Annotated in this window: 12 protein-coding genes, 2 rRNA genes and 3 pseudogenes; 10 read left to right on the forward strand and 7 right to left on the reverse strand. The window is 57.1% G+C overall.

The window, feature by feature from the left end:
- Positions 1-188 precede the first annotated feature (188 nt).
- Complete coding sequence (locus tag OZX62_RS00525) at positions 189-539, reverse strand: hypothetical protein (protein WP_277158527.1); 351 nt, start codon at positions 537-539, stop codon at positions 189-191.
- A gap of 634 nt (positions 540-1173) precedes the next feature.
- Here OZX62_RS00525 and ugpC point away from each other — a divergent pair.
- Together ugpC and OZX62_RS00535 are read left to right on the forward strand one after the other, a co-directional pair.
- Positions 1174-2301: a sn-glycerol-3-phosphate ABC transporter ATP-binding protein UgpC gene (ugpC, locus tag OZX62_RS00530; protein WP_277158528.1), complete on the forward strand. Its 1128-nt coding sequence runs from the start codon at positions 1174-1176 to the stop codon at positions 2299-2301.
- A gap of 238 nt (positions 2302-2539) precedes the next feature.
- Positions 2540-3904 (forward strand): annotated as a pseudogene (locus OZX62_RS00535) (DUF4032 domain-containing protein); the annotation flags it as partial.
- Between the two features lie 528 nt (positions 3905-4432).
- On the opposite strand, the gene rlmB reads toward OZX62_RS00535, so the two are convergent.
- Together rlmB and dcd are read right to left on the reverse strand one after the other, a co-directional pair.
- Positions 4433-5437: a 23S rRNA (guanosine(2251)-2'-O)-methyltransferase RlmB gene (gene rlmB / locus OZX62_RS00540; RefSeq protein ID WP_277176120.1), complete on the reverse strand. Its 1005-nt coding sequence runs from the start codon at positions 5435-5437 to the stop codon at positions 4433-4435.
- 292 nt (positions 5438-5729) lie between these two features.
- The gene (gene dcd / locus OZX62_RS00545) at positions 5730-6311 is read right to left on the reverse strand and encodes a dCTP deaminase (RefSeq protein WP_277158530.1); all 582 of its coding nucleotides are present in this window, start codon (positions 6309-6311) and stop codon (positions 5730-5732) included.
- Between the two features lie 567 nt (positions 6312-6878).
- Between dcd and OZX62_RS00550 the strand changes: the two genes are divergently transcribed.
- Positions 6879-7550, forward strand: a complete 672-nt coding sequence (locus OZX62_RS00550) for a hypothetical protein (protein ID WP_277176121.1) — start codon at positions 6879-6881, stop codon at positions 7548-7550.
- Positions 7551-7630: 80 nt separating this feature from the next.
- Positions 7631-8449 carry an alpha/beta hydrolase-fold protein gene (locus OZX62_RS00555; protein ID WP_277176122.1) on the forward strand — a complete coding sequence of 273 codons (819 nt, stop codon included), beginning with the start codon at positions 7631-7633 and terminating at the stop codon, positions 8447-8449.
- 287 nt (positions 8450-8736) lie between these two features.
- On the opposite strand, the gene OZX62_RS00560 is transcribed toward OZX62_RS00555, so the two are convergent.
- Complete coding sequence (locus OZX62_RS00560) at positions 8737-10815, reverse strand: Na+/H+ antiporter (RefSeq protein ID WP_277176123.1); 2079 nt, start codon at positions 10813-10815, stop codon at positions 8737-8739.
- 157 nt (positions 10816-10972) lie between these two features.
- On the opposite strand from OZX62_RS00560, the pseudogene OZX62_RS09985 reads away from it, so the two are divergent.
- Positions 10973-11167, forward strand: a pseudogene (locus tag OZX62_RS09985) (deaminase); the annotation flags it as partial.
- 165 nt (positions 11168-11332) lie between these two features.
- Positions 11333-11596, forward strand: a pseudogene (locus OZX62_RS09990) (nucleoside deaminase); the annotation flags it as partial.
- Between the two features lie 192 nt (positions 11597-11788).
- On the opposite strand, the gene OZX62_RS00570 reads toward OZX62_RS09990, so the two are convergent.
- Both OZX62_RS00570 and asnB read right to left on the reverse strand, forming a co-directional pair.
- Complete coding sequence (locus tag OZX62_RS00570) at positions 11789-12667, reverse strand: sulfite exporter TauE/SafE family protein (RefSeq protein WP_277176124.1); 879 nt, start codon at positions 12665-12667, stop codon at positions 11789-11791.
- Between the two features lie 188 nt (positions 12668-12855).
- Positions 12856-14814: an asparagine synthase (glutamine-hydrolyzing) gene (gene asnB / locus OZX62_RS00575; RefSeq protein WP_277176125.1), complete on the reverse strand. Its 1959-nt coding sequence runs from the start codon at positions 14812-14814 to the stop codon at positions 12856-12858.
- A 332-nt stretch (positions 14815-15146) separates the two neighbouring features.
- On the opposite strand from asnB, the gene otsB reads away from it, so the two are divergent.
- Both otsB and ilvA read left to right on the forward strand, forming a co-directional pair.
- The gene (gene otsB, locus OZX62_RS00580) at positions 15147-17849 is read left to right on the forward strand and encodes a trehalose-phosphatase (RefSeq protein ID WP_277176126.1); all 2703 of its coding nucleotides are present in this window, start codon (positions 15147-15149) and stop codon (positions 17847-17849) included.
- A 258-nt stretch (positions 17850-18107) separates the two neighbouring features.
- On the forward strand, positions 18108-19373 hold the full coding sequence (ilvA, locus tag OZX62_RS00585; RefSeq protein ID WP_277176127.1) for a threonine ammonia-lyase: 1266 nt from the start codon (positions 18108-18110) through the stop codon (positions 19371-19373).
- Positions 19374-19485: 112 nt separating this feature from the next.
- Here ilvA and OZX62_RS00590 read toward each other — a convergent pair whose 3' ends face one another.
- Positions 19486-20244, reverse strand: coding sequence for a Sir2 family NAD-dependent protein deacetylase (locus tag OZX62_RS00590; protein ID WP_277176128.1), 759 nt, complete (start codon positions 20242-20244; stop codon positions 19486-19488).
- 738 nt (positions 20245-20982) lie between these two features.
- On the opposite strand from OZX62_RS00590, the gene OZX62_RS00595 reads away from it, so the two are divergent.
- Both OZX62_RS00595 and OZX62_RS00600 read left to right on the forward strand, forming a co-directional pair.
- A 16S ribosomal RNA gene (locus OZX62_RS00595) occupies positions 20983-22510 on the forward strand.
- A gap of 423 nt (positions 22511-22933) precedes the next feature.
- A 23S ribosomal RNA gene (locus OZX62_RS00600) occupies positions 22934-26002 on the forward strand.
- Together the 16S and 23S rRNA genes form the textbook arrangement of a ribosomal RNA operon.
- Positions 26003-26159: the final 157 nt, after the last annotated feature.

Below are 26159 nucleotides of genomic sequence, written 5' to 3' on the forward strand. Positions count from 1 at the left end.
GTCGTTCGCCTTTTCGGGATACTTCTTCGTTGAAACGGTGAAGCTTCGGCGTGAAGGCTTTTTGGTTCCTTCCCGGCGAAGCTATGTTCTCGTCAAGACGGTTTGCCGCTCTTGGACCACTTCGTCTTTTTCGGGCGACGTTCGCTAGAGATTGGCTTGGCTGAGTATCGGGACTTCCGGACTTTCTTTCAGGCGACGCTGACGCTGTTGAGCGGCGCTGCGGCGCCTTCGCTGCTGCGACGCACGATTTCCTCCGCGAGGGATTCGATGCTGCACAGCCTCAGCGAGTTGCTGCCGCGCACGCCGGAAGCTTCGTCGGTGCTCAGCACCCCGGTGTCCACCAAGGCGTTGATCGGGTTGATGCTGTAGCTGCGGGCGATGGTGATGATCTCGTTGGTCGTCAGTTCGTCGCACTGGAAGCGCTTGTAGAGCGTTGCGTATGGGATGTGGGTGCGCCTGGCGATGCTGTTGATGGAGTCATCGTGGGTGATTCTGCGTAGCCAGTTGATTTGCTTGCTTTGTGTATTTGTTTTTGTCATGTTCTTATTTTCCGATAATAACGTAAAAAAAGTAAGACCCTCAAAATAGTGATTACGTTTGACGTTGACGTACACTGCGTTAAATCGTGTTTACGATACTTTTCTGATGGCGACATGTGTCGCAATAATGATCGTATAACCCTATTGATAGCAAGGCTTACTGCTACTTGTGTTACGAAAAATATGTCTATGACATATCGTTGATAAAAGTAAGTAAAATTTTTGAAAAGCGTAGAGTTAAAATATTGTCAAAAGTTTACGTCAAACATTTTTTAAAAATTTTTCAAAAAAATTATTAAAAAAGAATAACGTGTTGACTTTTCATTGACAGCATAAAAATAACCTCACTTTTATGCTGTTTTTGTCGCTATTTTCCGTGGTTTCACGGCCACGTCAAGTGACGGCCGCAATTCTGCGTCAAGCTTGTGCGTTTTTAGGTGTGTTGTTGCGATATTTTGCCGCCGAACGTGTATAGTGGGCCTTGAGCTCAAGGGGGAGGAACCCCGGAAGGCCCCACTCATAATGGAATGAAAAGTGCGGAAGTTCGCTTGCCGAAGTTGGCTCGCGGGTGGATGCAAAACCCCTTCACTACGGATCGTTCGGCACGTACCTGCCGATGAAAGGAATATTAATTATGGCAAAAGTCGTATTTGACCATGTCACTCGTATCTACCCGGGCAATACGGAGCCCTCGGTATCCGATCTCTCACTTGACATCAAAGATGGTGAATTCCTCGTGCTCGTAGGCCCTTCCGGCTGCGGCAAGTCAACGACCCTGCGTATGCTCGCGGGCCTCGAGGAAGTCAATAAAGGCAAGATTTTCATTGGCGATAAGGACGTCACCACGATGCAGCCGAAAGACCGCGATATCGCCATGGTCTTCCAGAACTACGCACTGTATCCGCACATGACCGTCGCCGACAACATGGGCTTCGCCCTGAAAATCGCCGGCGTTCCGAAGGCTGAGATTCGTCAGCGCGTCGAAGAGGCCGCCAAGGTCCTCGATCTGACCGAGTTCCTTGACCGCAAGCCGAAGGCGCTTTCCGGTGGTCAGCGTCAGCGTGTCGCTATGGGCCGCGCAATCGTTCGTAAGCCTAAGGTCTTCCTGATGGATGAGCCGCTTTCCAACTTGGATGCAAAGCTGCGTGTGCAGACCCGTACGCAGATCGCCGCTCTGCAGCGTCAGCTCGGCGTCACCACCCTTTACGTCACCCACGATCAGACCGAGGCTCTGACGATGGGCGACCGCATCGCCGTCATCAAGCTGGGCATCCTCCAGCAGGTCGGCGCTCCTACCGATCTTTATGACAAGCCGCAGAACGTCTTCGTCGCAGGCTTCATCGGCTCGCCTTCCATGAACATCAACACCCATCCGGTCGTTGACGGCAGGGCAAAGATTGGCAGCGATACCATCGAACTCGACAAGGACGCCGTTGCCAAGCTCACTCCGGAAGACAAGGGCCGCATCGTCGTCGGCTTCCGTCCTGAGGATGCTTCGCTCGCTACGGCTGATGACCCGAACGCTTTCGCGCTGAAGGTTGCGAACGTCGAGGATCTGGGCTCTGACGGTTACATTTACGGCGACATCGTCACCGATGGCTCCGCAGCCGAGTCCACTGCCACGATGTCCGACCAGAACAAGCTGACCACGATTCGCGTGAACCCGCGCCAGCTGCCGAAGGTCGGCGACACCGTCAAGATCAAGATCGATCCGTCCAAGATGCACCTGTTCTCCCCGGCCACCGAGCTGCGCCTGAACTGATCTGCCTCTTCACGTTTCGTGTTTTGCGTTATTAATAGGGCCGGGATTCTCGGATGATTCTGGGAATACCGGCTTTATAACTGAATAAGTAAGTCGGAATTTGTTTTCGGCCTGAAGCGTGCGGCGAAGTATCTTCCTCTCTTTGCTTCGTGCCGCTTGAACGAGACCCGTACATTGATTGTGTGCGGGCCTCGTTTTGTTTTGTGAGCTATCCTACGCGGGCGGTAGATTGAGAAGTATGGAAATAAGTGGTGGGATGCAAGGAATGCAAATGGACCCGCGAGCGCTGAAGGCGACGTCCGTGACGGCCGCAGAAGCCGGCGATGAGGATGTCGCCGAGCCGCACGCGCTCCAGATTACCGCCGCGAGCTCGAACCCGAAAATGTTCACCCTGCCGTGGGAGAAACCGCTCGCAACCTGGCCCAAGGAACTGCTCGCGAACCTGCCGCGAGGCATCTCCCGGCACGTCGTGCGTTTCGTGCACGTCGGCGACGAGATCTACGCGATGAAGGAAATCACCAGCCGCGTGGCCGCGCACGAATACGAGCTGTTGCGCCGTCTGCAGAAGCTCGAGCTGCCAACCGTCACGCCGATTGCCGTGGTTACCGGCCGGCACACGCGCGAGGGGGAGCCGCTGGAATCTATTCTGGTGACCAAACAGCTCAAATTCTCGTTGCCCTATCGTGCGTTGTTTGCTGGCAACTTGCGTCCCGACACCGCCGACCGTCTGATTGACGCGCTCGCCGTGCTCATGGTGCGTCTGCATCTTTCCGGCTTTTATTGGGGCGACGTCTCGCTTTCCAACGTGCTCTTCCTGCGTGATGCCGATGCGTTCTCGGCTTTCCTGGTCGACGCGGAAACCGGCGCGCTCTACACAACCCTTACCGAAGGCCAGCGCAACTACGATATGGACCTGGCCCGTACCAATATCATCGGCGAACTGATGGATCTGAGCTCCGGCAAGTTGCTGCCCGACGAGGTCGACGAGGTCGAGGTTGGCAACCGACTCATCGAGCGCTACGATTCGCTGTGGGGTGCGCTGACCGATCAGGAGGACTTCAGCCCCGACGAGATGTGGAAGATCGAGAAGCGTGTCAACAAGCTCAACGACTTGGGCTTCGACGTCGACGAACTTGAAGTCAAAACCGCCGACGACGGCAAGCGTGTGCTGGTGCGGCCGCGCGTGGTCGACGCCGGTTATGCTTCCCGCAAGCTGCTGCGGCTTACGGGCCTTGATGTGCAGGAGAACCAGGCACGTCGGCTTTTGAACGATCTGGACGCCTACCGCGCCTCGACTTGGCGTGACGGCGAGGAACTGGAAATCGTGGCGACCGACTGGATGCGCGAGGTCTTCGAACCCGTTGTGCGCATGATTCCCAAGGAATACCGCTCCAAGATTGAGCCGGCACAGTTCTTCCACGAGGTCTTGCAGAATCGTTGGTTTATGGCCGAAAAGGCCGGGCACGACGTGTCCACGGCTGTTGCCGCGAGCGATTACATCAAGCACAATCTGCCCCAATACAACATCGACTCGAAGGCGCTCGCCGAAATCAACGCCGATGCGGATTCGGGCGTGGTCGACGACAGTTCGACCTATGACGAGGTTCCGGGTGAGGAATCGGACGAGGAAAATGCCAATGCCGCCGACACTGTGGCTGCTGACAACGACGATGTCGACAGCATTGGTCGCGGCGATTATATGGATTTGGGTGATGGCTTGGGTAATCTCGGCGTTACGCAAACCGCCGGCAACGATTTCAATCTCGACACCGATTCGGATGTCCCCGAGGAGATCTGGCCGACTCAACCCGATTCGGCCACGATTGCCACTCGTAAAGCGAACGCTGGCACCGGCACCGGTCCTCACTCGCAGGTCGACTCGGCTGCGAAAAATGCGGATTCAGCGGCGAGTGCTGACAAGACCGACACCGATGGCGACACTAGCAACGGCTTGGGTGCCGACGATGACGACGATGGCTACGATCCGGCAGAATACGACCAGGATGCCGCTGTTTGGAGCCATTGAAAGTTTCTATATTGAGATATGAAAAATCTCCCATTGGAATTGTTCCATGGGAGATTTTTCATATGCGGATTATGTTGTCAATCCGATAGAAGTCATTCCTGCCAGCTATTCGGCATTATCGGCCTTTTCTCCGGCCTTGCTGCGTGCGCGGGCGACGGCGTAGAGGCTGATGCCTGCGGCTACGGAAGCGTTGAGTGATTCGACTTCGCTGGAAATCGGGATGCCGGCGATGGAATCGCAAGCCTCGCGCACCAGGCGGCTCAGGCCCTTGCCTTCCGAGCCCAGCACGACGACCAGCGGGTCGGTCTCGAAGCCGCTTTCGCCGACGATGGCGTCGCCGCCGCCGTCGAGACCGACCACATAGTAGCCGCGCTCTTTCAACGCTTCTATGGCCTTGGTCAGATTGACAACACGGGCAACTGGCAGATGCGCAGCCGCGCCAGCCGAAACCTTCCAAGCCGCAGCATTGACGGAAGCCGAGCGGCGTTCTGGCAAAATGACACCGTTGGCGCCGAAAGCAGCAGCCGAACGGATGACAGCGCCGAGGTTTTGCGGGTCGGTAACGCCGTCGAGTGCGATAAAGAGCGGACGGGCGTTGATCCGAGCGCTCTGCGAATCGGCCTCTTCCATGGCGTGCGACTTCTTATCTGCACGATCAGCCAGCTCCGCCAACGTGTGATATTGGTAGGGCTGCACCTTCAAAATGATGCCCTGATGGTTGCGTGAGTGGGCGATGCGGTCCATCTCCAGCCGGTCGGCCTCGAGCAGGTTGAGCCCCTGCATGCCGGCGAGCTTTACGATTTCACGGGTGCGGTCATCGTGCTCGATGCGATTGGCGATGTAGAGCTGCGTGCTTGGTACGCCAACGCGCAGCGCCTCCAGCACCGCGTTGCGGCCGACCACAAGATCGTCGGAATCGGAAGTGTACCTTGCCGCGCGACGACGTGCTGCCAGTCGCGGATCGGCGAAGCGACGCTTCTCGTTCTGCTGTTTTGCGCGATATGCTTTGTGATAGACGCGGTCTTCAGCCTTGGGCGTCGGCCCCCGGCCTTTCAGCGCGTTACGATGTTTTCCGCCCGATCCTTTGACCGGGCCCTTCTTGTTAGCCATGCTCCCAATTGTCCCAGCACCCCGCGCCAACCTTTCGCTCCGCTGCCAATCAGTGCGAAAAGCACCAAAATCGCCTTGAAAAGGTGCTTTTCGCTTCAGCGGGAATGCCAATCCGTGAGAAAAGCGCTAAAAATGCCCTAAAAAGGTGCTTTTCGCCTCAGTAAGAGCCGATTTCAGTGAGAAAAGCACCATTATGCGGCGATTTTGGTGCTTTTCTCACTGGTTTGGCCGAACGCTGGGAACGCGGTGACGGGATGGAAGCAGTGGGCGGCAGTTGTTGTCGTATCCGGCTTCAGTCCTCGATCTCGGCCTTGTAGAAGTTGACGTAGGAGCGGGACGGGGTCGGGCCGCGCTGGCCCTGATAGTGCGAGCCGACGCCGGTCGAACCGTACGGGTGCGCTGCGGGAGAGCTCAGCTCGAAGAAGCACATCTGCCCGATTTTCATGCCCGGCCAGAGCTTCACCGGCAGCGTGCTGACGTTCGAAAGTTCGAGCGTAATGTGGCCTTCAAAGCCGGGGTCGATGAACCCAGCGGTGGAATGGGTCAAAATCCCCAACCGCCCGAGCGAGCTTTTGCCCTCGAGCCGAGCGGCCATGGTGCCGTCAAGCTTGACGTACTCCCAAGTGGATGCCAGCGCGAATTCGCCAGGATGCATGATCCACGGTTCGTCCGGCCCGACCTCGAATTGCTCGGTAAGGTCGCCCTGGTTCTCCGCCGGATCGACGTAAGTGTAGGCGTGATTGTTGAAAAGCCTGAAATACCGGTCAAGCCGCACGTCGATCGAGGCGGGTTGCACCATTTCGGGCGTCCATGGATCCAGTGAGATATGGCCGTCAGCCTGGGCGGCGAGGATGTCGCGATCGGACAGCAGCATAGGTTCCTCCAAATGTCGGGTTCCTGCCGGCGTTCGGCGTGACGCGGTTGCGAAAATTCGCGTCCGACCAGCGCGGCAATTGCGTGTTCTGCTATCAGTGTAGACGTTGCGGCGGTCTGACACCTGCGAATGGCGCAGGGCGCGGCATTTTTCCTCGAAATCGGCCATTAAAACCTAAAAATAGGCAAAATAGTCGCAATTTTCAGGTAATTTTCAGCTAATCCGATTCTTGCGTCAAGGATTGTGTAGTTATATAAGAGTTGTCAGCAAGAGCTGACCGGTGATCTTGAAATTTGGATTTTCCGATAACTGAACCCTTTCTTCTTCTCTCTTCTCTTCCCCGGTGCGTTCTAGCACCGGGGTTTCTCTTTTCTTACGGGTTCTGCGGTTCTGCAGGTTCCGTGCGCAGGGTATCGAGTGTGCGGCATGTTGGGCTCGTGCGAGGTAGACTTAAAACCGACGGTTCATTTCGAAAGACGGTTGATTTCACAGGCTCGTTTTTCAATCGCGAATCGCAAATATTGCGTATGGATTACATACGGATTCGGGCAGACGGGACAAAGCGCAATGAAAGAGGATTCCGACCAGCGCAGCAACCAGACGGGTGTTTCGCGCCCGCAGGACCGCAATGGTTCTCATCCCGGCAATGCCCACGAATACAACGTCAACGAATTGCGTCGTCAAAGTCCCGAGTCGCAGCGTAAAGCCCGGCGTCGTAAGTCCTTCATTATCAGTGCGATCGTTGTTATCTTTGTTGTCATTTTGATTGTCGCGGCGCTGCTGATATCGCTCAAAACGCTTAAGCGCAATACGAGTCCAGCAAATGGAAACGCGACGACCACGGCGGTCCAGGGCAAGACCAAGGCCCCGGAAGGCGACGCCAATCAAATGAAGCAGGGTATCGAACAGGTTGCCGGAACGTGCTCAAGCGGATGGATGGACATCGACCTTTCCAGTGAGCTTCCGGGTGCTTCAGCCGCGTCGTTCTGCGGTTCGACGCAGGTCGCATTCATCACGTTCCAGACGAAGGCCGCGGCCTCGATGGACGGCGACATGGTGCGCTCGCAGGCGCCCAACCTCATCAGCCAATATGCCGGCAGCAAAGTGGACGAGAAGGATTTACGCGTGCTGAGTAGCGGCCTGTGGATGGCCGCCGGCAAGACCGACGCGATGAAGGCTTTGCAGCAGCAGTGGGGCGGCAAGCTGGAGGAACTTGGCTCCGGCAATTCCGGCGAATAGTTTTTATTTCGAAGGTTTATCTCGAATCTGCCAGTGAACATTTTCGGCCGCAGTGAAGCCTGCCGCTTATCATGGTGTCTATGAGCGATGAAGCAGTGAATAGCGTACATGCCGGCGAACCAAGCGAGCCGAACGGGGAAAATAGCGGGAACGAGGGGAACGGCCTGATTGGCCGCGAATCCGACGCCATCCCTGGTCGTTTCGGCGAGCCGATGAAGATTTCCCATGTGGTCTATTCCCGGGGTGGCGGCAAGGCGCGTCCGACGCGGCCGATGTTCCTGTGTTTGCATGGATGGGGCTCTAACGAGCAGGATCTGGCACAGATGATGCGTTACGTCGCGCCCGGCAATGATTACGTTTCATTGCGTGCGCCGCTGGTCTTGCAAGCCGAAGGGCCGGGGGAGTTCGGCAGTGGGTCTGGCGCATATAGCTGGTTCCATGACGGCGTGCCCACCGGTGAGGACTTGGACAGGGACATTTTCGCGGCGGCCACTGCGGTCGACAACTGGGTCGGCGATCATATCGACCCTGACCGCGAGCTGGTGCCGATTGGGTTCTCACAGGGTGCGGCGCTCGCGATTCATCTCTTACGTATACATCCCGAGCGTTACCGCGCGGTCGCGGCGCTTTCGGGATTCGTGGCACCTGCGCAGGTTCCGGGTACGGCTCCGGCCGATGACCGGCTTGCGGATATGGAAAAGCCAGTTTTCTACGGTTACGGCGATCGTGACAACGTGCTGCCGAAGTACGAGATTTTTGGTGCAACTGCTTGGCTTGAGGAGCATACGTGGCTAACGGTGAAGAACTATCACCAGCTCGACCACGCCGTGAGCCCCGCCGAATTCACCGACCTCACCCAGTGGCTTCTCCTCAACAACATCTCCTCCGGCGTGGTGTGAGCAGCGCTATCAGTAAACTCTCTTCGACCATTTTTGCATCCGGTTTTAGTTTTTGGCATTAGTTTGCTGGCATCGACTTTTGCCGAACCGTGAAGCTGGAAGCCCAGTGGGCTTCCAGTAGGTTCGGTGAGCGCGATTCTCGAGCGCGAAAGAGCGATAAGAGCCCAACTAGAGTCTGTTTTTTCAACGCCACTAGCCCTGTGGGCTTCTTGTGGCCGAGGTGAGCGCGTCCGAAGCGCGCGAAGATGCAAGTAGAAATGAGTAGTGTGGTTGTCGAGCCAGAGACCTTACAGTTCAGCCTCGGCATCGACCTGCATAACGTAAACGTTCCGCCTCAAATGTTTCGCCTGATTACGCGTAATCTCTCCGGAATCGAGCATGTCCTGAATCACGCCGAGCTCGATGGAATAGCTCTCGTGCTTGACTTCGTCGATTTGCGGAGCGGCCTTCGCGGCGGCAGCAACGTCTTTCCGGCTGCGTAGTTCGGCCCGTGCCCGCTGGTAGTCGCGCAGCAGCAATGTGCAATATTCGGACTTATAGGTGTCCTCGCGCATTTCCTGATAAAGCCTGTTGATGACGTGATCGATGGCGTCGATTTGTGTGGCTCGCAGATAATAGTAGATTTCATTCTCATTGAGCATTGGCGCGGTACGGCGGAACTTGTTATTGGCTCGGCGGGCAAGCGTCGTAATTTGGCGCCGCAACGCATGTACGCGCCCGCGAATCTGCGAAACCGCGCGATGATGTGTTTTCTTATCGGCAGTATGCCGCAACGTATTCATGATCTGGTCGAGCATACGTTCGCACGCCTCGATCTGCAACTGTCGGTTGTGCTCGTTCATTTCGGTGTCGGCCTGCGTGTCCTCGAGACGTTGACGCACATAGTCCTTTTCCCAGTGCAGCGCGTCGATCTGCAGCGTCTCGAATTCCTCGACGTTGAAGCTGCTGATGCGCTGGCGCAGGCGGGTGATGCGGTTGTTGTAGGAATCGATAACCGGCAAAATGACGCGGCGGTTGTCGTCGGTGACGCGGTCCGAAAGCTCCTGCACGGTGCGTGTGAGCTCTTCGATGGTGATTTCCGTAAGTTTTTCGGATTCCTTGGCGTCGTCCTTGGCCGGCGCGAGCAGCGGCAGCATGAAATTGGCCAGCAGCAACGTCAAAACGATAACTCCGGAAGCGATGAAAATGAGTTCGTTGCGCATCGGGAAGGCGTCGCCGGAAGCGACGGTATATGGAATCGTAAACATCAACGCGAGGGTGATGGTGCCTTTTGGCCCGCCGAAGGTCATCACCGCGGCGTCGCGCAAAGAACGCGGTTTCAAAGTAATACGTTTGCCGGTTTGCGGGTCGCGCGTAGGGGCGGCGATAAGCCATACCCAAAGGAACCGGATAGCGATGGCCACGACGGTAACCAAGAAAATGATGCCGACCAAAGCTGCATTGCTGACATTGTGGCTCAGCCAACTGGCACGCATCGCGCTTGGCAATTGCATGCCGAGCAGGATGAATACGGTGCCGTTCAGGACGAAGGAAAGTACGGTCCATACGCTGTTCGAGACGATATTGGTGCGGGCGACGTTGGGTCTGCCGGTGCCGTTGCGGTCGAAATGGACGGTAAGCCCGAACGCGACCACGGCGAGAATGCCGGAAATGTGCAGCTCTTCAGCGCTCAGGAAAACGAGGAACGGCAGGAACAATTCCATCAGGATCCTGGTCGTCATCGTTTCCCAGCCCAGTTGGCGTGCCAGTGTGAAGATCCAGTTGGCGAGGAAGCCTGCCAGAATGCCGACGATAATCCCGCCGAAGAACGAGAGCAGAAAATCCTTGGTCGCGTTGGCCATCGAGAACGAGCCGGTCACCGCAGCCAGAATCGAGAACTGGAAGCCGATAACGCCGGAAGCGTCGTTGAAAAGTGATTCGCCGGTCAGTATGCCGGCCTGTTCCTTGGTAAACGAGGCCTCGCTGGAAAGCGAGGACACTGCCACCGCGTCGGTCGGGCCGAGCGCCGCACCCAACGCGAACGCGGCCGCCAACGGAATGACCGGCCACACCGCGTGCAGCATGAACCCGACCACGGCCATGGTTCCCAGCGCCAGGCCGATGGCCATGGGCAGCGAGAACTTCAAGGTTTTGAAGAGCATCCGCTTGTCGATTTCGTGCGCTTCAACGTAGAGCAGCGGCGCGATGAAGAGGACCATGAACAGTTCTGGGTCGAGTTTGACGTGTGGGAACGCGGGCAGGAAGGCAAGCGCGACGCCGAGCGCGATCTGGACGAGCGGGGTCGATATTCGCGGGATAAACCGGCTGACGAACGATGAGAGCACGACGGCCCCCAGAATGCAGAGAATCAGCTCGAAAATTGCCACGGATTTCGATTCCTTTCTTGTAGGCTTCGTTGCGTTTTGCTCGTTGGTTCGGAGATTTCGGACACTATCTATATTCACTATATCGAATCGTTATTTCGACATTATGCCTCAAGCTTTGCGGACAGCTTTTAGACTAGGAATCATGGATTCTGCAAGTATGCAAAGCGCGATGAGCGAGGCGCTCAATCTGGCGCGAGAGGCAGCGGACGCGGGCGAAGTGCCAGTGGGTGCTCTCGTGCTCGATGCTGACGGCCGGGTTGTCGGCCGCGGCCGCAACCGGCGCGAGGCTGACGGCGACCCGCTTGCCCATGCCGAGGTGATGGCGATGCGCGAGGCTGCTTTAAGGCGTGGAAATTCGCGTAATTCTGCTCAAAGTAGTGATGCAATATATCCAGCTGATTCTCTTATTTCGGATTATGAAATTCCTGAAGAAATTGCAGCTGAAACTATTGATGTCGGCGATTTCACGGATTCTGCACCTGCGGACGGAAGTCGGGATATGGCTGCAAGGAACGCTTGGAATCTTGCCGATTGCACGCTGGTGGTCACGCTTGAGCCGTGCCCGATGTGCGCCGGAGCAGCATTGCAGGCCCACGTCGGCCGTATCGTGTTCGGTGCGTGGGATGCCAAACTGGGTGCGTGCGGTTCGGTCTGGGATATTCCGCGAGACCCGCACGTCGGCGCTCGTCCCGAGGTTATCGGTGGTGTGCGCGAGGCCGAGTGCGCGGATTTGTTGGCGAAGTTTTTCGCGGGTAAGCGTTCAGCGAGCGGCTGTAAATGACCTTTCCTAGCATCTTCATAACGTTGTGCCGAAAACCGCTCATTAGAGGCGTGTAAATGACCCTTTTCTTGCTTTTGCTCGTGCCGATGCGAGAAAGGGGTCACTGTGGGTGGCTGAATGGCCGTTTTCTTGCTTTTCTTGATGTGCATGCTAGAAAACGGCCACTGAATGGTTTTGGTTCTCGCTCAACGTTTATTTGTTTGGCAGTTTCGGTCCGATGCCGGGCGTGATCTTCAAAGCCGTCCAAGCGGAACGCAGCAGAATGATGAAGAGGTAGGCCGCAAGCAGGTATGATCCCACTTTCGCCGAGACGAACGCAGCGACCCAAGCTCCGAGCGGTGTGCCGCAAGCCGCAGCGATGCCAATGATCAGGCCGTTCTTGAGGTGTACCAGCCCGCGCTTCCAGTTCGCGATGGTGCCGGTGATGGCGCTGGGGAACATGGCCAAAAGCGAGGTGCCGCGCGCAATCAGGTCGCTCGCCCCGAACAGCAACGAAAGCGCCGGCACGGTGACGGCCCCGCCGCCGATGCCCAGAAGCGCCGAAAGCATGCCGATGAGAATACCGAGCAGCACCAGCAAGATGCCCTTGATGACGGTCAAATGGATGCTGGAATTGCGCGAAGGGGTTAAAATCAGCTGGCTGACCACGACGAACGCCAGGAACGCGACGAAGAACCAGCGCAGGAACACTTCGGAAAGCCGCGAAAGCAGCCAGCTGCCGATTTGCGAGCCGATAATCGTGCCGACCACCATCAGCAGTGCCGCGATCCAGTCGACGTGCCCGCTCATCGCGTAGGAGACCACACCGGAAATCGAAAGCGGGATGATGGCCGCCAGCGAGGTCGCCGCCGCGTGACGCTGGGTCATGCCGAGCCACACCAGCGCAGGCACGATGATGGACCCGCCGCCGATGCCGAACAGTCCCGAGAAGAAGCCGGCGATCAGCCCGACGGCAATCATGATGACGATCTGCTGCACCGGCCCGCGCGTAACGGGCGTTTCCTCCTTGACTTCCGCGTCCGCCTCAGCCTCAGTCTCAGCCGCCTGCGTATCCTTCGCCTGTCCGCTCATATCCATCCCATCCGCCATGTTCGCGTGCTTGCCTCATGACATGCTCGCTATTACGACGTAATGATAATTCGAAAATAAGAATTTCCCACACACCCGTTAAGTATGTGGGAAATTTCGTTGAAACCGCTCTGCGAACTATGCAGCGGCTATGCCATTCATGCTGACTATGTCAGTTGCTATATAGGCTGCTATACCAGCACGCCTTCGTCCATGAATTCCTGAACGTCGGGCTGCAGGCGCTCGTAGCGCTCGCGCGTCCCGTCGAAATCGACGAAGAAGAGCTTGTACCAGGTCAGGAACGTGAAGATGTTCCAGATTTGGCGACGTGCGTCGACTTTGCCGTCGAAATTATCCTGCAGCAGCGTCAGAATCCGATTCTGCTCGAAGAACTGCCCGACCCAATCCTCCGAAAACAGCGCCCGCACCTGCGCACAGTACTTCTCCTCGCGCAGCCAGCTTTTGATCGGCACCGGGAAGCCGAGCTTGGGGCGCTTCGCCCAATCCTTCGGCAAGTGCCTTGCGGCGGCCTTGCGGAAGATGTCCTTGGAATCGTGGCTGTTCAGCAGCTTTGAGGAGGGGATGGTGTTGGCGAGCTCGGCCACCTCGCGGTCGAGGTACGGCACGCGCAGCTCCAGCGAATGCGCCATCGAAATCTTGTCGGCCTTCTGCAGGATGTCGCTCAACATGAAGTGGTGCAGATCGATATATTGCATCTGCTTGACTTCCTCGGCGTTGGCGACCTTGTCGAAGTCCTCCTGATAGATGCCGTTGACGGTCAGGTTGTTGCGATATTCCGGCTGCAACACGTCGTTGGCCTGTGAGGAGGTGAAAATCGAAGGCTGGTCCATGTCGTAGACCCACGCCTGGCCGTTGTAATAGTCGCGCGGCTTGGCGGCCTGGGTGTAGAGCTGGGTCTTGCCCGGGAAGTCCGGCATCTTCTTGATGGCGCCAGCGATGCCGCGCCGCATGCCGTCAGGCAGCTTGTGGATGTCGGCCGCGATGGCACGAATCGTCTTGTTCTTGGTATGCACGCCGTAATTGATATAACCGGCGAACAGTTCGTCCGCGCCTTCGCCGGAAAGCACCACGGTCACCTTCTTGCGCGCCAGGCGGCAGAGATACCACAGCGGAATCACGGAAGGATTCGCGTCCGGTTCGTCCAAGTGATATTGCATCTCGGCGAAGTCGCGGAACGCCTCGTCGCCCTTCACGCTGGTCTGGTTGAAGTGCAGGCCCTCGTGCTCCGCGAGCTGCTTGGCCACACTGGCCTCGTCGAACGGCCCTTCGTCGAAGTTGATGCTGAACACTTCTTCGGGCTTCAAAATAGTGGTCACATAGCTGGAATCCACGCCCTCGGAGAGGAAAGCGCCCACCGGCACATCGGCGATATGGTGCGCCTCGACGGACTCCTCGATGGTCTTGTCGATCTTGTCGATGGTCTCTTCGTCGCTGCGCTGGTAATCGATGTCGTAGTGCGCGTCCCAATACTCATGGATGTCGAGTTTGTCGTCCTTGAATTCGAACCAATGGCCGGCCGGGAAGCGGTAGACGCCCTTGAAGAACGTCTCCTTGAGGTCGTTGTACTGGTTCATCAAAAACGGCTTGACGGCCTTCTCGTTGAGTTCTTTCTTGAAGTTCGGGTGCACCAGGAACGACTTGATCTCGGAGCCGATGATGAAGGTGCCGTCTTCGTGGTAATAGTAAAGTGGCTTGATGCCGAAGAAATCTCGGGCGCCGAACATGGCCTTTTTGTTGTCGTCCCAGATGAGGAAGGCGAACATGCCGCGCACCCGCGAAAGCAAGCCCTCCATGCCCCACTCCTCGTAGCCGTGCAGCAGCACTTCGGTGTCGGCTTCGGTGCGGAAGGTGTGGCCGGCCGCGAGCAGTTCCTTGCGCAGGCTCTTGTAGTTGTAGATCTCGCCGTTGAAGGTGATGAGGATGGATTCGTCCTCGTTGAAGATCGGCTGCTTGCCGCCTTTGAGGTCGATGACGCTCAGGCGTCGGAAGCCCATGGCCACCTGATCGTTCGTGTAGTATCCGCTGCCTTTGACGTTCGGCCCGCGATGCTGAATCATCTTCATCATCGATTGGATTGTCAAGTCCTTATCGAGCACGCTTTTATCGCAGAAAGCAACTATTCCGCACATGTGTCCTCCTCTGGGTTATCTCGCATATCGTAGCCCATACCCGTGTCTTGTATTCGCCGTCGGCTTTGGCGAATTTTCCGTTTTGTTACGTATGCCGAAACGGCCAATTGGGCAATGGATAAGTCCGATCAAAGTCAAAAATTCCGAAATTATTCAATTAGATATCTATTTATGAAATATCTAGTTGAATATTCCTGCCGTTCCGCCTTTACACAAACGGCTCTCGCGCATGGCTTTTGTGAGCTAGAATACATATATAGACAAATGCCTGTGTAAAGGCGAGCCCGGATTTGCGTTTCGCATACAACGGTTCCAGCGACGAAGGAGTATTTATGGCACGTTTGATTATCGTATCCAATAGGCTTCCGGTTTCACTGCACGCTAAGCCGGACGGCACTTACGCGATGAAGCAAAGCATCGGTGGTCTTGCCACGGCAATCGGCCCGTACCACAAGTCCCACAACGATTGCCTGTGGGTTGGCTGGAGCAGTATCGATCCCGACGCATGCCCGAAAAGCGAAATCAAGAGCGTTACCGAAGAATTCAAGAGTCGTCGTTGCGTCCCGATTTTTCTGACACAAAAGGAAATTGACGGATACTACGCCGGTTATGCCAACGATACGCTTTGGCCGTTGTTCCACGATTTTGCGCACGAGGCCACGTTCGATTCGTCCACTTGGAAGGTCTACCAAGAGGTCAACCAGAAGTTCGCTGACGCCATTATCGAGTTTGTCAATCCCGATGACACCGTATGGATTCAGGATTATCATCTTATGTTATTGCCGGCGATGCTGCGTTCTCGCTTCCCGAAGCTCAAGATTGGCTGGTTCCTTCACATTCCGTTCCCGAGCCCCGAGATTTTCCATCAGCTTCCCAACGGCAAAGAGCTGCTCGAAGGCCTGATGGGCGCGGATTTGCTGGGCTTCCACACCGAAGATTTCTGCGTGAACTTCCTTGCCTCGGTTCGTGCCCTTTTGGGCCTCGAGGTAGATAAGGACGGCCGCATTCCTATCGGTTCCGGCACCTCGCAACGTTTCGTCACTGTCGATGCCTTCCCCATTGGCATAGATTATGGCCTTTACCGCCGCAACGCCCACTCCAGTCTTGCGCAGGCCATGCGTCATGGTATCGAGGCCGTCAGCGGCAAACGTACGAGGCGAGTCAGTACCTCCCTTACCGCAGAATCCGAGGCCGCGGCCGAGGCCAGCGACCAGGAAGAAAACTGGTGGAGCGCCCACACGAGCGATGAGCTGCCCGAGGTCGAGCTGGCTCAGTCTGCTGCGGCCAAGCGCGGCACCGAAGACAACAAGGTGGTCGTTTCCGTCGATCGCCTCGATTACACGAAGGGTCTTCCTGAGCGTCTGCGCGCGTTCGATTTGATGCTGAGCCGTTACCCGGAGTGGGTCGGCCACGTTACGTATTACCTTTTGGCGACACCGACGCGCGAGGATGTTGAGACGTATCGCAAGCTTAAAGATCAGGTCGACCAGCTGGTCGGCGAGATCAACGGCAAATATTCGTTGCTTTCCTGGACTCCTATTCATTACATCACCCGTTCCCTGCCCATCAAGCCGGTTTGCGGTATCTATACCGCCGGCGATGTCGCGCTGGTCACCCCGCTTCGAGACGGCATGAACCTGGTCGCCAAGGAATACCTTGCCTCACGCGACGGTCGAGATGGTGCCTTGGTACTTTCCGACGAGTGCGGCGCGGCCCGCGAGCTGACGGACGCGTTCATCGTCAATCCGTACGATACCGAAGCGGTCTGCGAGGCTTTGCATTCGGCCTTGGAAATCGGTTCCGACGAAGCCAAGCGCCGCAACGCCGCTATGCAGGCCCGCCTGAAGTACCGTACCGCAGGCCTGTGGAGTGCCGAATTCTTGAGCACGCTCCGTCAGGTCAGCGACCCGCGTATGGCCGATCGCCGCTTGCAAAGCGTTCAGCGCGATCATTTGGTCCATGAGTGGGGCCAGTCAAAGCGCAAGCTGGTGCTGTGCGATTACGACGGCACCCTGACTCAGATCGTCCGTACGCCAGGCCGTGCCAAGCCGACGCATCGGTTGCTTGATTTGCTGCGTGAGGTCGGTTCCATTCCCGATGTGGATTTGTATCTGGTTTCCGGCCGTACCCGCGAGACGATGGACGAGTGGTTCGGTTGCTTGCCGATTGGTCTTATTGCCGAACATGGTGCCTGGCATACCAAACCGATTGAAGGGACAACCGCCAAAAATGCGGATGGCAGGACTATTGCTCCGAAGCGCTACTGGCGGCGTGCCGACGGCCTTCCTGACCCTGACGAATGGCGTCCGATCATCGAGACCATTATGAACAAGTCCGTCGCCCGCGTCCCGCAGTCGTTCATTGAATACAAGTCCACGGATCTGGCATGGCACTATCGTATGAGCGATCAGAAGCTTGCCCAGGAGCAGCGTGAGCGCTTGGTCGACGAGTTGCAGAAAGTCTGCCCGCAGTATGGCCTGATGGTCATGCGCAACGCCAAGGTCATCGAGGTCTGCCCGGCCAACGTCAGCAAGGGCGAGGCCGTGAAACCGTTGCTCGAAAGCGGCCGCTACGATTTCGTGCTCGCGTTGGGCGACGATACCACCGACGAAACGATGTTTGCTTCTGTCTCCGGCTGCGCTTCCGCCCGGAACAAGGCCGATACGCACGATGTCGATAACGCAGGTGTGGTCAAGATGGTCGATTCCATGGAGACGACCACCACGGTTGACGGTTCAAGCGCTGAATCCAATGGCTCAAAGCCCGCAAAAAAGTCCGCCGCGCCTTCCGCCGCGTGGACCATCAAGGTTGGCGCCGGGGACACGAACGCCCGTTCGCGCATTGCCACCCCGACCGATACTGGCCGTTTGTTGGGCTACTTGGTCGCCGAGTCCGAGGCCGTCGCCGCCGGCACTGGTCCTGCCCCAAAGGCCAAGCCGAAGTCTAAGTCCAAGGCCAAGAAAGCCTCCAAGTCGAAGACTTCTGCAAAGCCCACACCCAAGGCTGCTTCTAAGACCAAGAAAGCATCTAAATAATTCAGATTATTTTTAGGGCAAATGCCTGTCACGGTCACATAAGATTGTGACAGGCATTTTCTTGTCTCGCCCAAGATCAGGAAAGCGACAGCGTGGTTCTTAATGATATTGATTAGGCGGGGAAATACGTGAGTCGTTGAAAACTGGAAGATAATGCGCGATGCCGAGTTTGCAATCTAGTTCGAAAACTTGTGGATCCGCATTCGCATTCTGGGACATCGCATCGGTCGCCGCTTCAAGTGGCCATACAATTTCGGTATGAAACAAGCAGACGTTGTCAAAGCATTGCAGCATGATCACGCGGCCGAGTTGAAGAAGGCCGCTGAGAGACTCAAAGGCACCGCGCGCCACACGCGTATCATCCCTTCGCCGGTCCTTTCCGAGGCCACGGGCCATGAGATTCTTCTGAAGCCGGAGAACCTTCAAGTCACGGGTTCCTTCAAGATTCGCGGTGCGTACAACAAGATCGCCTCGCTCTCCGATGAGGAACTGGCACGTGGCATCGTCACAGCTTCCGCCGGCAACCATGCGCAAGGTGTCGCCTATGCGGCCCGCGAGCGTGGCGCCAAAGCGACCATCGTGATGCCCGAAATCACTCCGCCGCTCAAGGTCGACGCGACCAAATCATACGGCGCCAACGTGGTTCTGCATGGCAATCTCTTCGACGATGCCGCCGAATACGCTTCTGAGCTTTCCGAGCGCGACGGCATGGTCTACGTCCCTCCGTTTGACGATTACGAAGTGCTATGCGGCCAAGGCACCATCGGCATGGAAATTCTTGAAGACGTCCCGAACGTCACCGATGTTGTGGTCCCGCTGGGCGGCGGCGGACTGGGTTCCGGCGTGGCGCTCGCCATCAAGACCTTCAAGCCTGAAGTTCGTGTCATCGGCGCGATTCCGGAGGGTTCGCCCGCTTTCAAGAATTCGTTCGCTGCCGGTACGGTCGTTCCTGCCGACAAAGTGGTCACCTCCGCTGAAGGCGTTGCGGTCGGCCATCCCGGTGATCTCACGTTCGCAATCCTGAACGAATACCTCGATGATCTGGTCACCGTCTCCGAACGAGACATCAACGAGATGATCCTTTTGATGATGGAAAAGCACAAGTTGGTGGTTGAGGCCGCCGGCGCTGTTTCGCTCGCCGCGCTTGAGCATCTGAGCCTGCGCTCGCGGGTTTTCTCTGCGGCCAAAGGCAAGCACGTCATCGTCCCGATTATCTCCGGCGGCAACATCGACACGGTCACCATCGGTGCGGTCATCCAAAAGGGCATGATCGCCCGCGGTCGCATCATGAACTTCGAGGTCGAGCTGCCCGATACCCCAGGCCAGCTGGTCAAAGTCGCGCAGGTCCTCGCCGACGCCCGCGCCAACGTCATCGAGCTCAACCACGACCAGTTCAAGGCCTCCGGCCACTACACGAACTCGGTCTCGCTGGGCGTCACCGTGGAAACCAACGGCCCCGACCACATCGCCCAGGTCCTGAAGGCCCTAAAGTCCGCCGGCTTCGACCCCAAGCGCATTTACTAAATAAAGAATTAGAAATTTAGAGATATAAGAAAAAATATAAAAGGTATAAAAGTCCGCGTACTTTCATTTCAAACTGAAACTGCGCGGACTTCTTAATTAATAGGTTGATTCGCTATTTTTCGGCTTCGGCGATGGTCTCATCCACCAATTCGGGCAACGCTTTGGCGATATCGTCGTGGATGAGCCGCGTGGCAATGTTGTCATACTGCGTGCGTCCCATGTTCATAATGGTCATCGGCACCCCAGCCTGTACGGCGGTCGGCGCAAGCGATGCGGCGGGGAAGACTTCCAGCGTCGAGCCAATCACCCAGAACTCGTCGGCCTTGGCCACCCGTGCCATCGACTTTTCCATGGCGCCCTCCGGCAGCATCTCGCCGAAGTAGACCACGTCGGTTTTGATAAGCCCATTGCAAGGCATGTTCCCGCTATACGGCAGCTTGCGGTGGCAATGCGGATCTGGTTCGTTGTCAAGATTGTTCATGATGTCGGCCGTCTTGTATTCGGCATGGCACTTCATGCAGTGCGAGGTGCCAATAGTGCCGTGCAGATTGACGATTAAATCGCTGGAATTACCAGCCTTCTCGTGCAGCGCGTCGAAGTTCTGTGTGGCCAGCAGCGTCAGCAGCCCCGCCTTCTCCAGCTTGACGAGCGCCTTGTGCGCTTCGCCCGGCTGTGCGTTCCACACCGGTGACGCCTTCTGCCAGGCCCACGAATATTCGCGTGCCTTCTTGTCGCTCATAAACGCATCGATGTCATAAACGCTCATTTGGTCCGGATGCTTGGTCCACACCCCGTCCGGTCCGCGGAAGTCAGGGATCCCCGCCGAAGTTGAAATACCAGCACCGGTCAATACCGCAATTTTTTTAGTCATATATATTATTGTAGTCAAAAGCAACATTTCGCGAGTGAATAGGCCGCGAGAGACCTTAGTTTCTTCAGTCTTGCCGCTTATTTTCTGTAACTTCTTGAATTCTAGTCCTATTTCGTGAGTCTCGATAAATGGATTATGCCGATTTGCCGCTTGGTACATTCCGTAATCATAAGCAATGTGGAACGAGTCCGGATTTGAAGCACGGTCGCAAGGGCCCAGGGTCGTCCCATCTCATTATTCAAACAGGAATGCCATCAACCAAAACGGCATTATTAGATAGTTCTGGGTATGGAACCGGTGACACGCCGAAGAAAATGAATTACATTGATTTGATTCTTTGTATTTCTGAGCTAGAATAACGCGTAAAGGTGCAGAAACACCTGTAGTGACACGCCGAAAGAACCGCATCATTGCAACGGTTCTTGAGATTTTTGCACCCTTCAACTTGCGCGAAGTCCTATTTCCGCGTATATTTATCTCTTGCTGCTCAGCACGACAGCTTCTCTCCAAAGAGTTGAGGTTGTTTGTTGGTGTGGTGGTGGTTTGAGAACTCAAGAGTGTGTCTGTACTACTTTTTATTGTAAAGCTTTTTTGATTGCCAGTCCGGCGCGTGCCCCGTTTCGGGGTGTCCTAGGGGGCTTAATTCGTGTCGGGGTTTTTAGTGTGGACCATTCCCCCTTATGGAATGGTTCCGTCAATTATTTTGTATGGAGCCGATTTGTTCGGCCTTTCATGTTTTTTGTGGAGGGTTCGATTCTGGCTCAGGATGAACGCTGGCGGCGTGCTTAACACATGCAAGTCGAACGGGATCCATGGTGCTTGCACCGTGGTGAGAGTGGCGAACGGGAGAGTAATGCGTGACCAACCTGCCCCATGTTCCGGAATAGCTCCTGGAAACGGGTGGTAATGCCGGGTGTTCCGCGTGATCGCATGTGATCGCGGGAAAGGGTTACCGACATGGGATGGGGTCGCGTCCTATCAGCTTGTTGGCGGGGCAACGGCCCACCAAGGCTTTGACGGGTAGCCGGCCTGAGAGGGCGACCGGCCTCATTGGGACTGAGATACGGCCCAGACTCCTACGGGAGGCAGCAGTGGGGAATATTGCACAATGGGGGGGGAACCCTGATGCAGCGACGCCGCGTGCGGATGAAGGCCTTCGGGTTGTAAACCGCTTTTGTTGGGGAGCAAGCGAGAGTGAGTGTACCCTTCGAATAAGCGCCGGCTAACTACGTGCCAGCAGCCGCGGTAATACGTAGGGCGCAAGCGTTATCCGGATTTATTGGGCGTAAAGAGCTCGTAGGCGGTTCGTCGCGTCTGGTGTGAAAGCCCATCGCTTAACGATGGGTCTGCGCCGGATACGGGCGGGCTTGAGTGCAGTAGGGGAGACTGGAATTCCCGGTGTAACGGTGGAATGTGTAGATATCGGGAAGAACACCAATGGCGAAGGCAGGTCTCTGGGCTGTTACTGACGCTGAGGAGCGAAAGCGTGGGGAGCGAACAGGATTAGATACCCTGGTAGTCCACGCCGTAAACGGTGGATGCTGGATGTGGGGCCCATTCCACGGGTTCCGCGTCGGAGCTAACGCGTTAAGCATCCCGCCTGGGGAGTACGGCCGCAAGGCTAAAACTCAAAGAAATTGATTGACGGGGGCCCGCACAAGCGGCGGAGCATGCGGATTAATTCGATGCAACGCGAAGAACCTTACCTGGGCTTGACATGTTCCGGATCGCCTCAGAGATGGGGCTTCCCTTCGGGGCCGGTTCACAGGTGGTGCATGGTCGTCGTCAGCTCGTGTCGTGAGATGTTGGGTTAAGTCCCGCAACGAGCGCAACCCTCGCCTTGTGTTGCCAGCACGTTATGGTGGGAACTCACAAGGGACCGCCGGGGTCAACTCGGAGGAAGGTGGGGATGACGTCAGATCATCATGCCCCTTACGTCCAGGGCTTCACGCATGCTACAATGGCCGGTACAACGGGATGCGACATGGCGACATGGAGCGGATCCCTTAAAACCGGTCTCAGTTCGGATTGGAGTCTGCAACCCGACTCCATGAAGGCGGAGTCGCTAGTAATCGCGGATCAGCAACGCCGCGGTGAATGCGTTCCCGGGCCTTGTACACACCGCCCGTCAAGTCATGAAAGTGGGCAGCACCCGAAGCCGGTGTCCGAACCTTTGTGGGCGGAGCCGTCTAAGGTGAGGCTCGTGATTGGGACTAAGTCGTAACAAGGTAGCCGTACCGGAAGGTGCGGCTGGATCACCTCCTTTCTACGGAGAATTCAGGATGCTGTTCGGCATCCGGTGTCGGGCCTGCCGGGGATGTTCCCTGGTGTGGTCCTGCTGGTGTGGAAAAGATCAGAAGATTACAACTTTACATACGAGGTCGTGTGGGCATGCTTTTGGGCTCCCGGATCGCCACCCCGTCCTTGTGACGGTGCGATTCGATGCCCTTCGCTGAGGGCCTTCCCGGATGGGGCGGCCGGACGCGTCGGTGCGTGGTGGCTTGAGAACTGGATAGTGGACGCGAGCAAGAATATGTTCTTGCTTTGTTAGATGCAATTTTTAAGACCGGTCTCCGATTCTTTTGAATCTGGGGATTTGGTCGATCGTTTTGTGATCATTCATAGTGTGATGATGTGTTGTCCAGAGTTTTTCGCAGAAGGTCCTTGCGGCATGCAGCCTGTATGGGTGTGTGTTGCTGGTAAGGGCGTATGGTGGATGCCTTGGCAGACAGTACCGATGAAGGACGTGTGGGGCCGCGATAGGCCTCGGGGAGCCGCCGACAGGGCTTTGATCCGAGGATTTCCGAATGGGGGGACCCGCCGGCCGTATGGGCCGGCACCGCATTCGTGCGGGGGGTACGCAGGGAAGTGAAACATCTCAGTACCTGCAGGAAAGGATATTCCGTGAGTAGTGGCGAGCGAAAGCGGATCAGGCCAAACCGGCCGCGTGTGATAGCCTCCAGGCGTTGCGCGGCGGGTGTTGTGGGGCCTGGTGCCCGGATGCTGGAGCGTCCGGCGGAAGTCATAAAGCGGCGTGCTAGGCGAACGGGATTGAATTCCCGGCCGTAGAGGGTGATGGCCCCGTAGCCGGTCGCGCGCTGCCTTCCGATCCAGGTTCCCAAGTAGCACGGGACTCGTGGAATCCCGTGTGAATCCGCCCCGACCGTGGGGTAAGCCTAGATATGACTGTCTGACCGATAGCGAACGAGTACCGTGAGGGAAAGGTGAAAAGCACCCCGGGAGGGGAATGAAATAGTTTCTGAAACCGTGCGCCTACGAACCGTCGGAGCCTCCTTGAGGGGTGACGGCGTGCCTATCGAAAAATGAGTCTGCGAGTCAGTGGCAAGTGGCGAGGCTAACCCGTCGTGGGGGAGCCGTAGCGAAGGCGAGTCTCAAAAGGCGTTTGAGTCGCTTGTCCTGGACCCGAAGCGGGATGATCTAGCCCTGAGCAGGTTGAAGCGCGGGTAAGACCGCGTGGAGGACCGGACCCACCTAGGTTGAAAACTGGGGGGATGACTTGGGGCTAGGGGTGAAAGGCCAATCAAATTCCGTGATAGCTGGTTCTCTCCGAAATGCATTTAGGTGCAGCGTCGTGTGGTTCGCCCGGGGGGTAGAGCTACTGGATGCCTGAGGGCGCGTATCGCGTACCGAGGGCAACCAAACTCCGAATACCCGTGGCGCTATAGCGCGGCAGTGAGTCGGCGGGGGATAAGCTCCGTCGTCGAAAGGGAAACAGCCCAGATCGTCGTCTAAGGTCCCGAAGCGCGTGCTAAGTGGGAAAGGATGTGGAGTCGCATAGACAGCCAGGAGGTTGGCTCAGAAGCAGCCACCCTTGAAAGAGTGCGTAACAGCTCACTGGTCTAGTGGTTCCGCGCCGACAATGTAGCGGGGCTCAAGCACGCCACCGAAGACGCGGCAGCGTCCTTTTGGACGCTGGGTAGGAGAGCGTCCCGTACGGGGTGAAGCGGCCGCGTAAGCGAGCCGTGGACCGTGCGGGAGCGAGAATGCAGACATGAGTAGCGAGAGACGGGTGAGGATCCCGTCCGCTGGATGACCAAGGGTTCCGGGGCCACGTTCATCGTCCCCGGGTGAGTCGGGTCCTAAGGCGAGGCCGACAGGCGTAGTCGAATGGACGAACGGGTCGATATTCCCTACCGGCGCAGGACCGTCCGGGCCGAAAGTCGGGTACTAACCTCCCGCCGCATCGATGGCTCCCTTCGGGGTGCCGGACGTGTGGTGGTTGGGACAGACCTTCCGGTAGGCCAGCGCAGGAGTGACGCAATGGAAGAGCCGGCCGCGGCGGTGGTAGTCCGTGGCCAAGCGTGCAGCCCGCACCCCAGGCAAATCCGGGGCGCGCGAGGGCGAGGCGCGATGGTGGGGCCCGTTGGGGCCGAATCCGGTGGTTTCCGTTGCCGAGAAAAGCTTCGGCGCGAGGTGCTGCGGCGCCCGTACCGCAAACCGACACAGGTGGTCAGGTAGAGAATACCAAAGCGATCGAGCGAATCCTGGTCAAGGAACTCGGCAAATCACTCCCGTGCCTTCGGTATAAGGGAGACCCCCTGGGGTGAACCGCCTTGCGCGGGGAGCTTCGGGGGGTGGCACAGACCAGGGGGTAGCGACTGTTTACCAAAAACACAGGTGCATGCGAAGGCGCAAGCCGCTGTATATGCACTGACGCCTGCCCGGTGCCGGAAGGTTAAGAGGATCCGTCATCCCGACTCGTTCGGGGGCAGCGGTGAATTCAAGCCCCGGTAAACGGCGGTGGTAACTATAACCATCCTAAGGTAGCGAAATTCCTTGTCGGGTAAGTTCCGACCTGCACGAATGGCGTAACGACTTCCCCACTGTCTCGACCAGGAGCTCGGCGAAATTGCAGTACGAGTAAAGATGCTCGTTAAGCGCAGAAGGACGAAAAGACCCCGGGACCTTTACTATACCTTGGTATTGTCATTAGGTGGAAACTGTGTAGCATAGGCGGGAGGCTTCGAAGCGCGGGCGCCAGCCCGTGTGGAGCCGCAAGGTGAAATACCGCTCTGTCTCCATTTGATGTCTAACCTCGACACGTCATCCGTGTCAGGGACAGTGCCTGGCGGGTAGTTTAACTGGGGCGGTTGCCTCCCAAAGGATAACGGAGGCGCTCAAAGGTCCGCTAGCCCGGTTGGCAATCGGGTGTTGAGTGCAATCGCACAAGCGGGCTTGACTGTGAGACTGACGGGTCGAGCAGGGACGAAAGTCGGAGATAGTGATCCGGTGCCGGCGCACGGGCGCGGCATCGCTCAACGGATAAAAGGTACCCCGGGGATAACAGGCTGATCATTCCCAAGAGTCCATATCGACGGGATGGTTTGGCACCTCGATGTCGGCTCGTCGCATCCTGGGGCTGTAGCAGGTCCCAAGGGTTCGGCCGTTCGCCGATTAAAGCGGCACGCGAGCTGGGTTCAGAACGTCGTGAGACAGTTTGGTCTCTATCCTCTGCGCTCGTTGGAATATTGAGGAGACCTGCCCATAGTACGAGAGGACCTGGGTGGACGAACCTCTGGTATGCCGGTTGTCGCGCCAGCGGCACGGCCGGTTGGCTACGTTCGGAAGGGATAACCGCTGAAAGCATCTAAGCGGGAAGCCTGCTCCGAGATCAGTATTCCTTGGGACTTCGAGTCCCTGTAGGCCCCAGGCGAGAACACCTGGTTGATAGGCCGGACGTGGAAGCCCCGCGAGGGGCGGAGCCGACCGGTACTAACGGCCGAAAGGCAATCACACTCCCATCCCTCGGGATGGGGCGTGAGGCATCCTCTGCGATTGACTCCAGGCAGCACTAGCGCTTGGACGACACAACTCGATTCAACGCATCCGACACCGCGTCCGCTTTCCGGTTCCCGGGCCGCCACATCCCATGGCGGGTCCACGGACCCACATGC

It is taken from the genome of Bifidobacterium sp. ESL0690, assembly GCF_029392315.1.
Classification (GTDB): domain Bacteria; phylum Actinomycetota; class Actinomycetes; order Actinomycetales; family Bifidobacteriaceae; genus Bifidobacterium.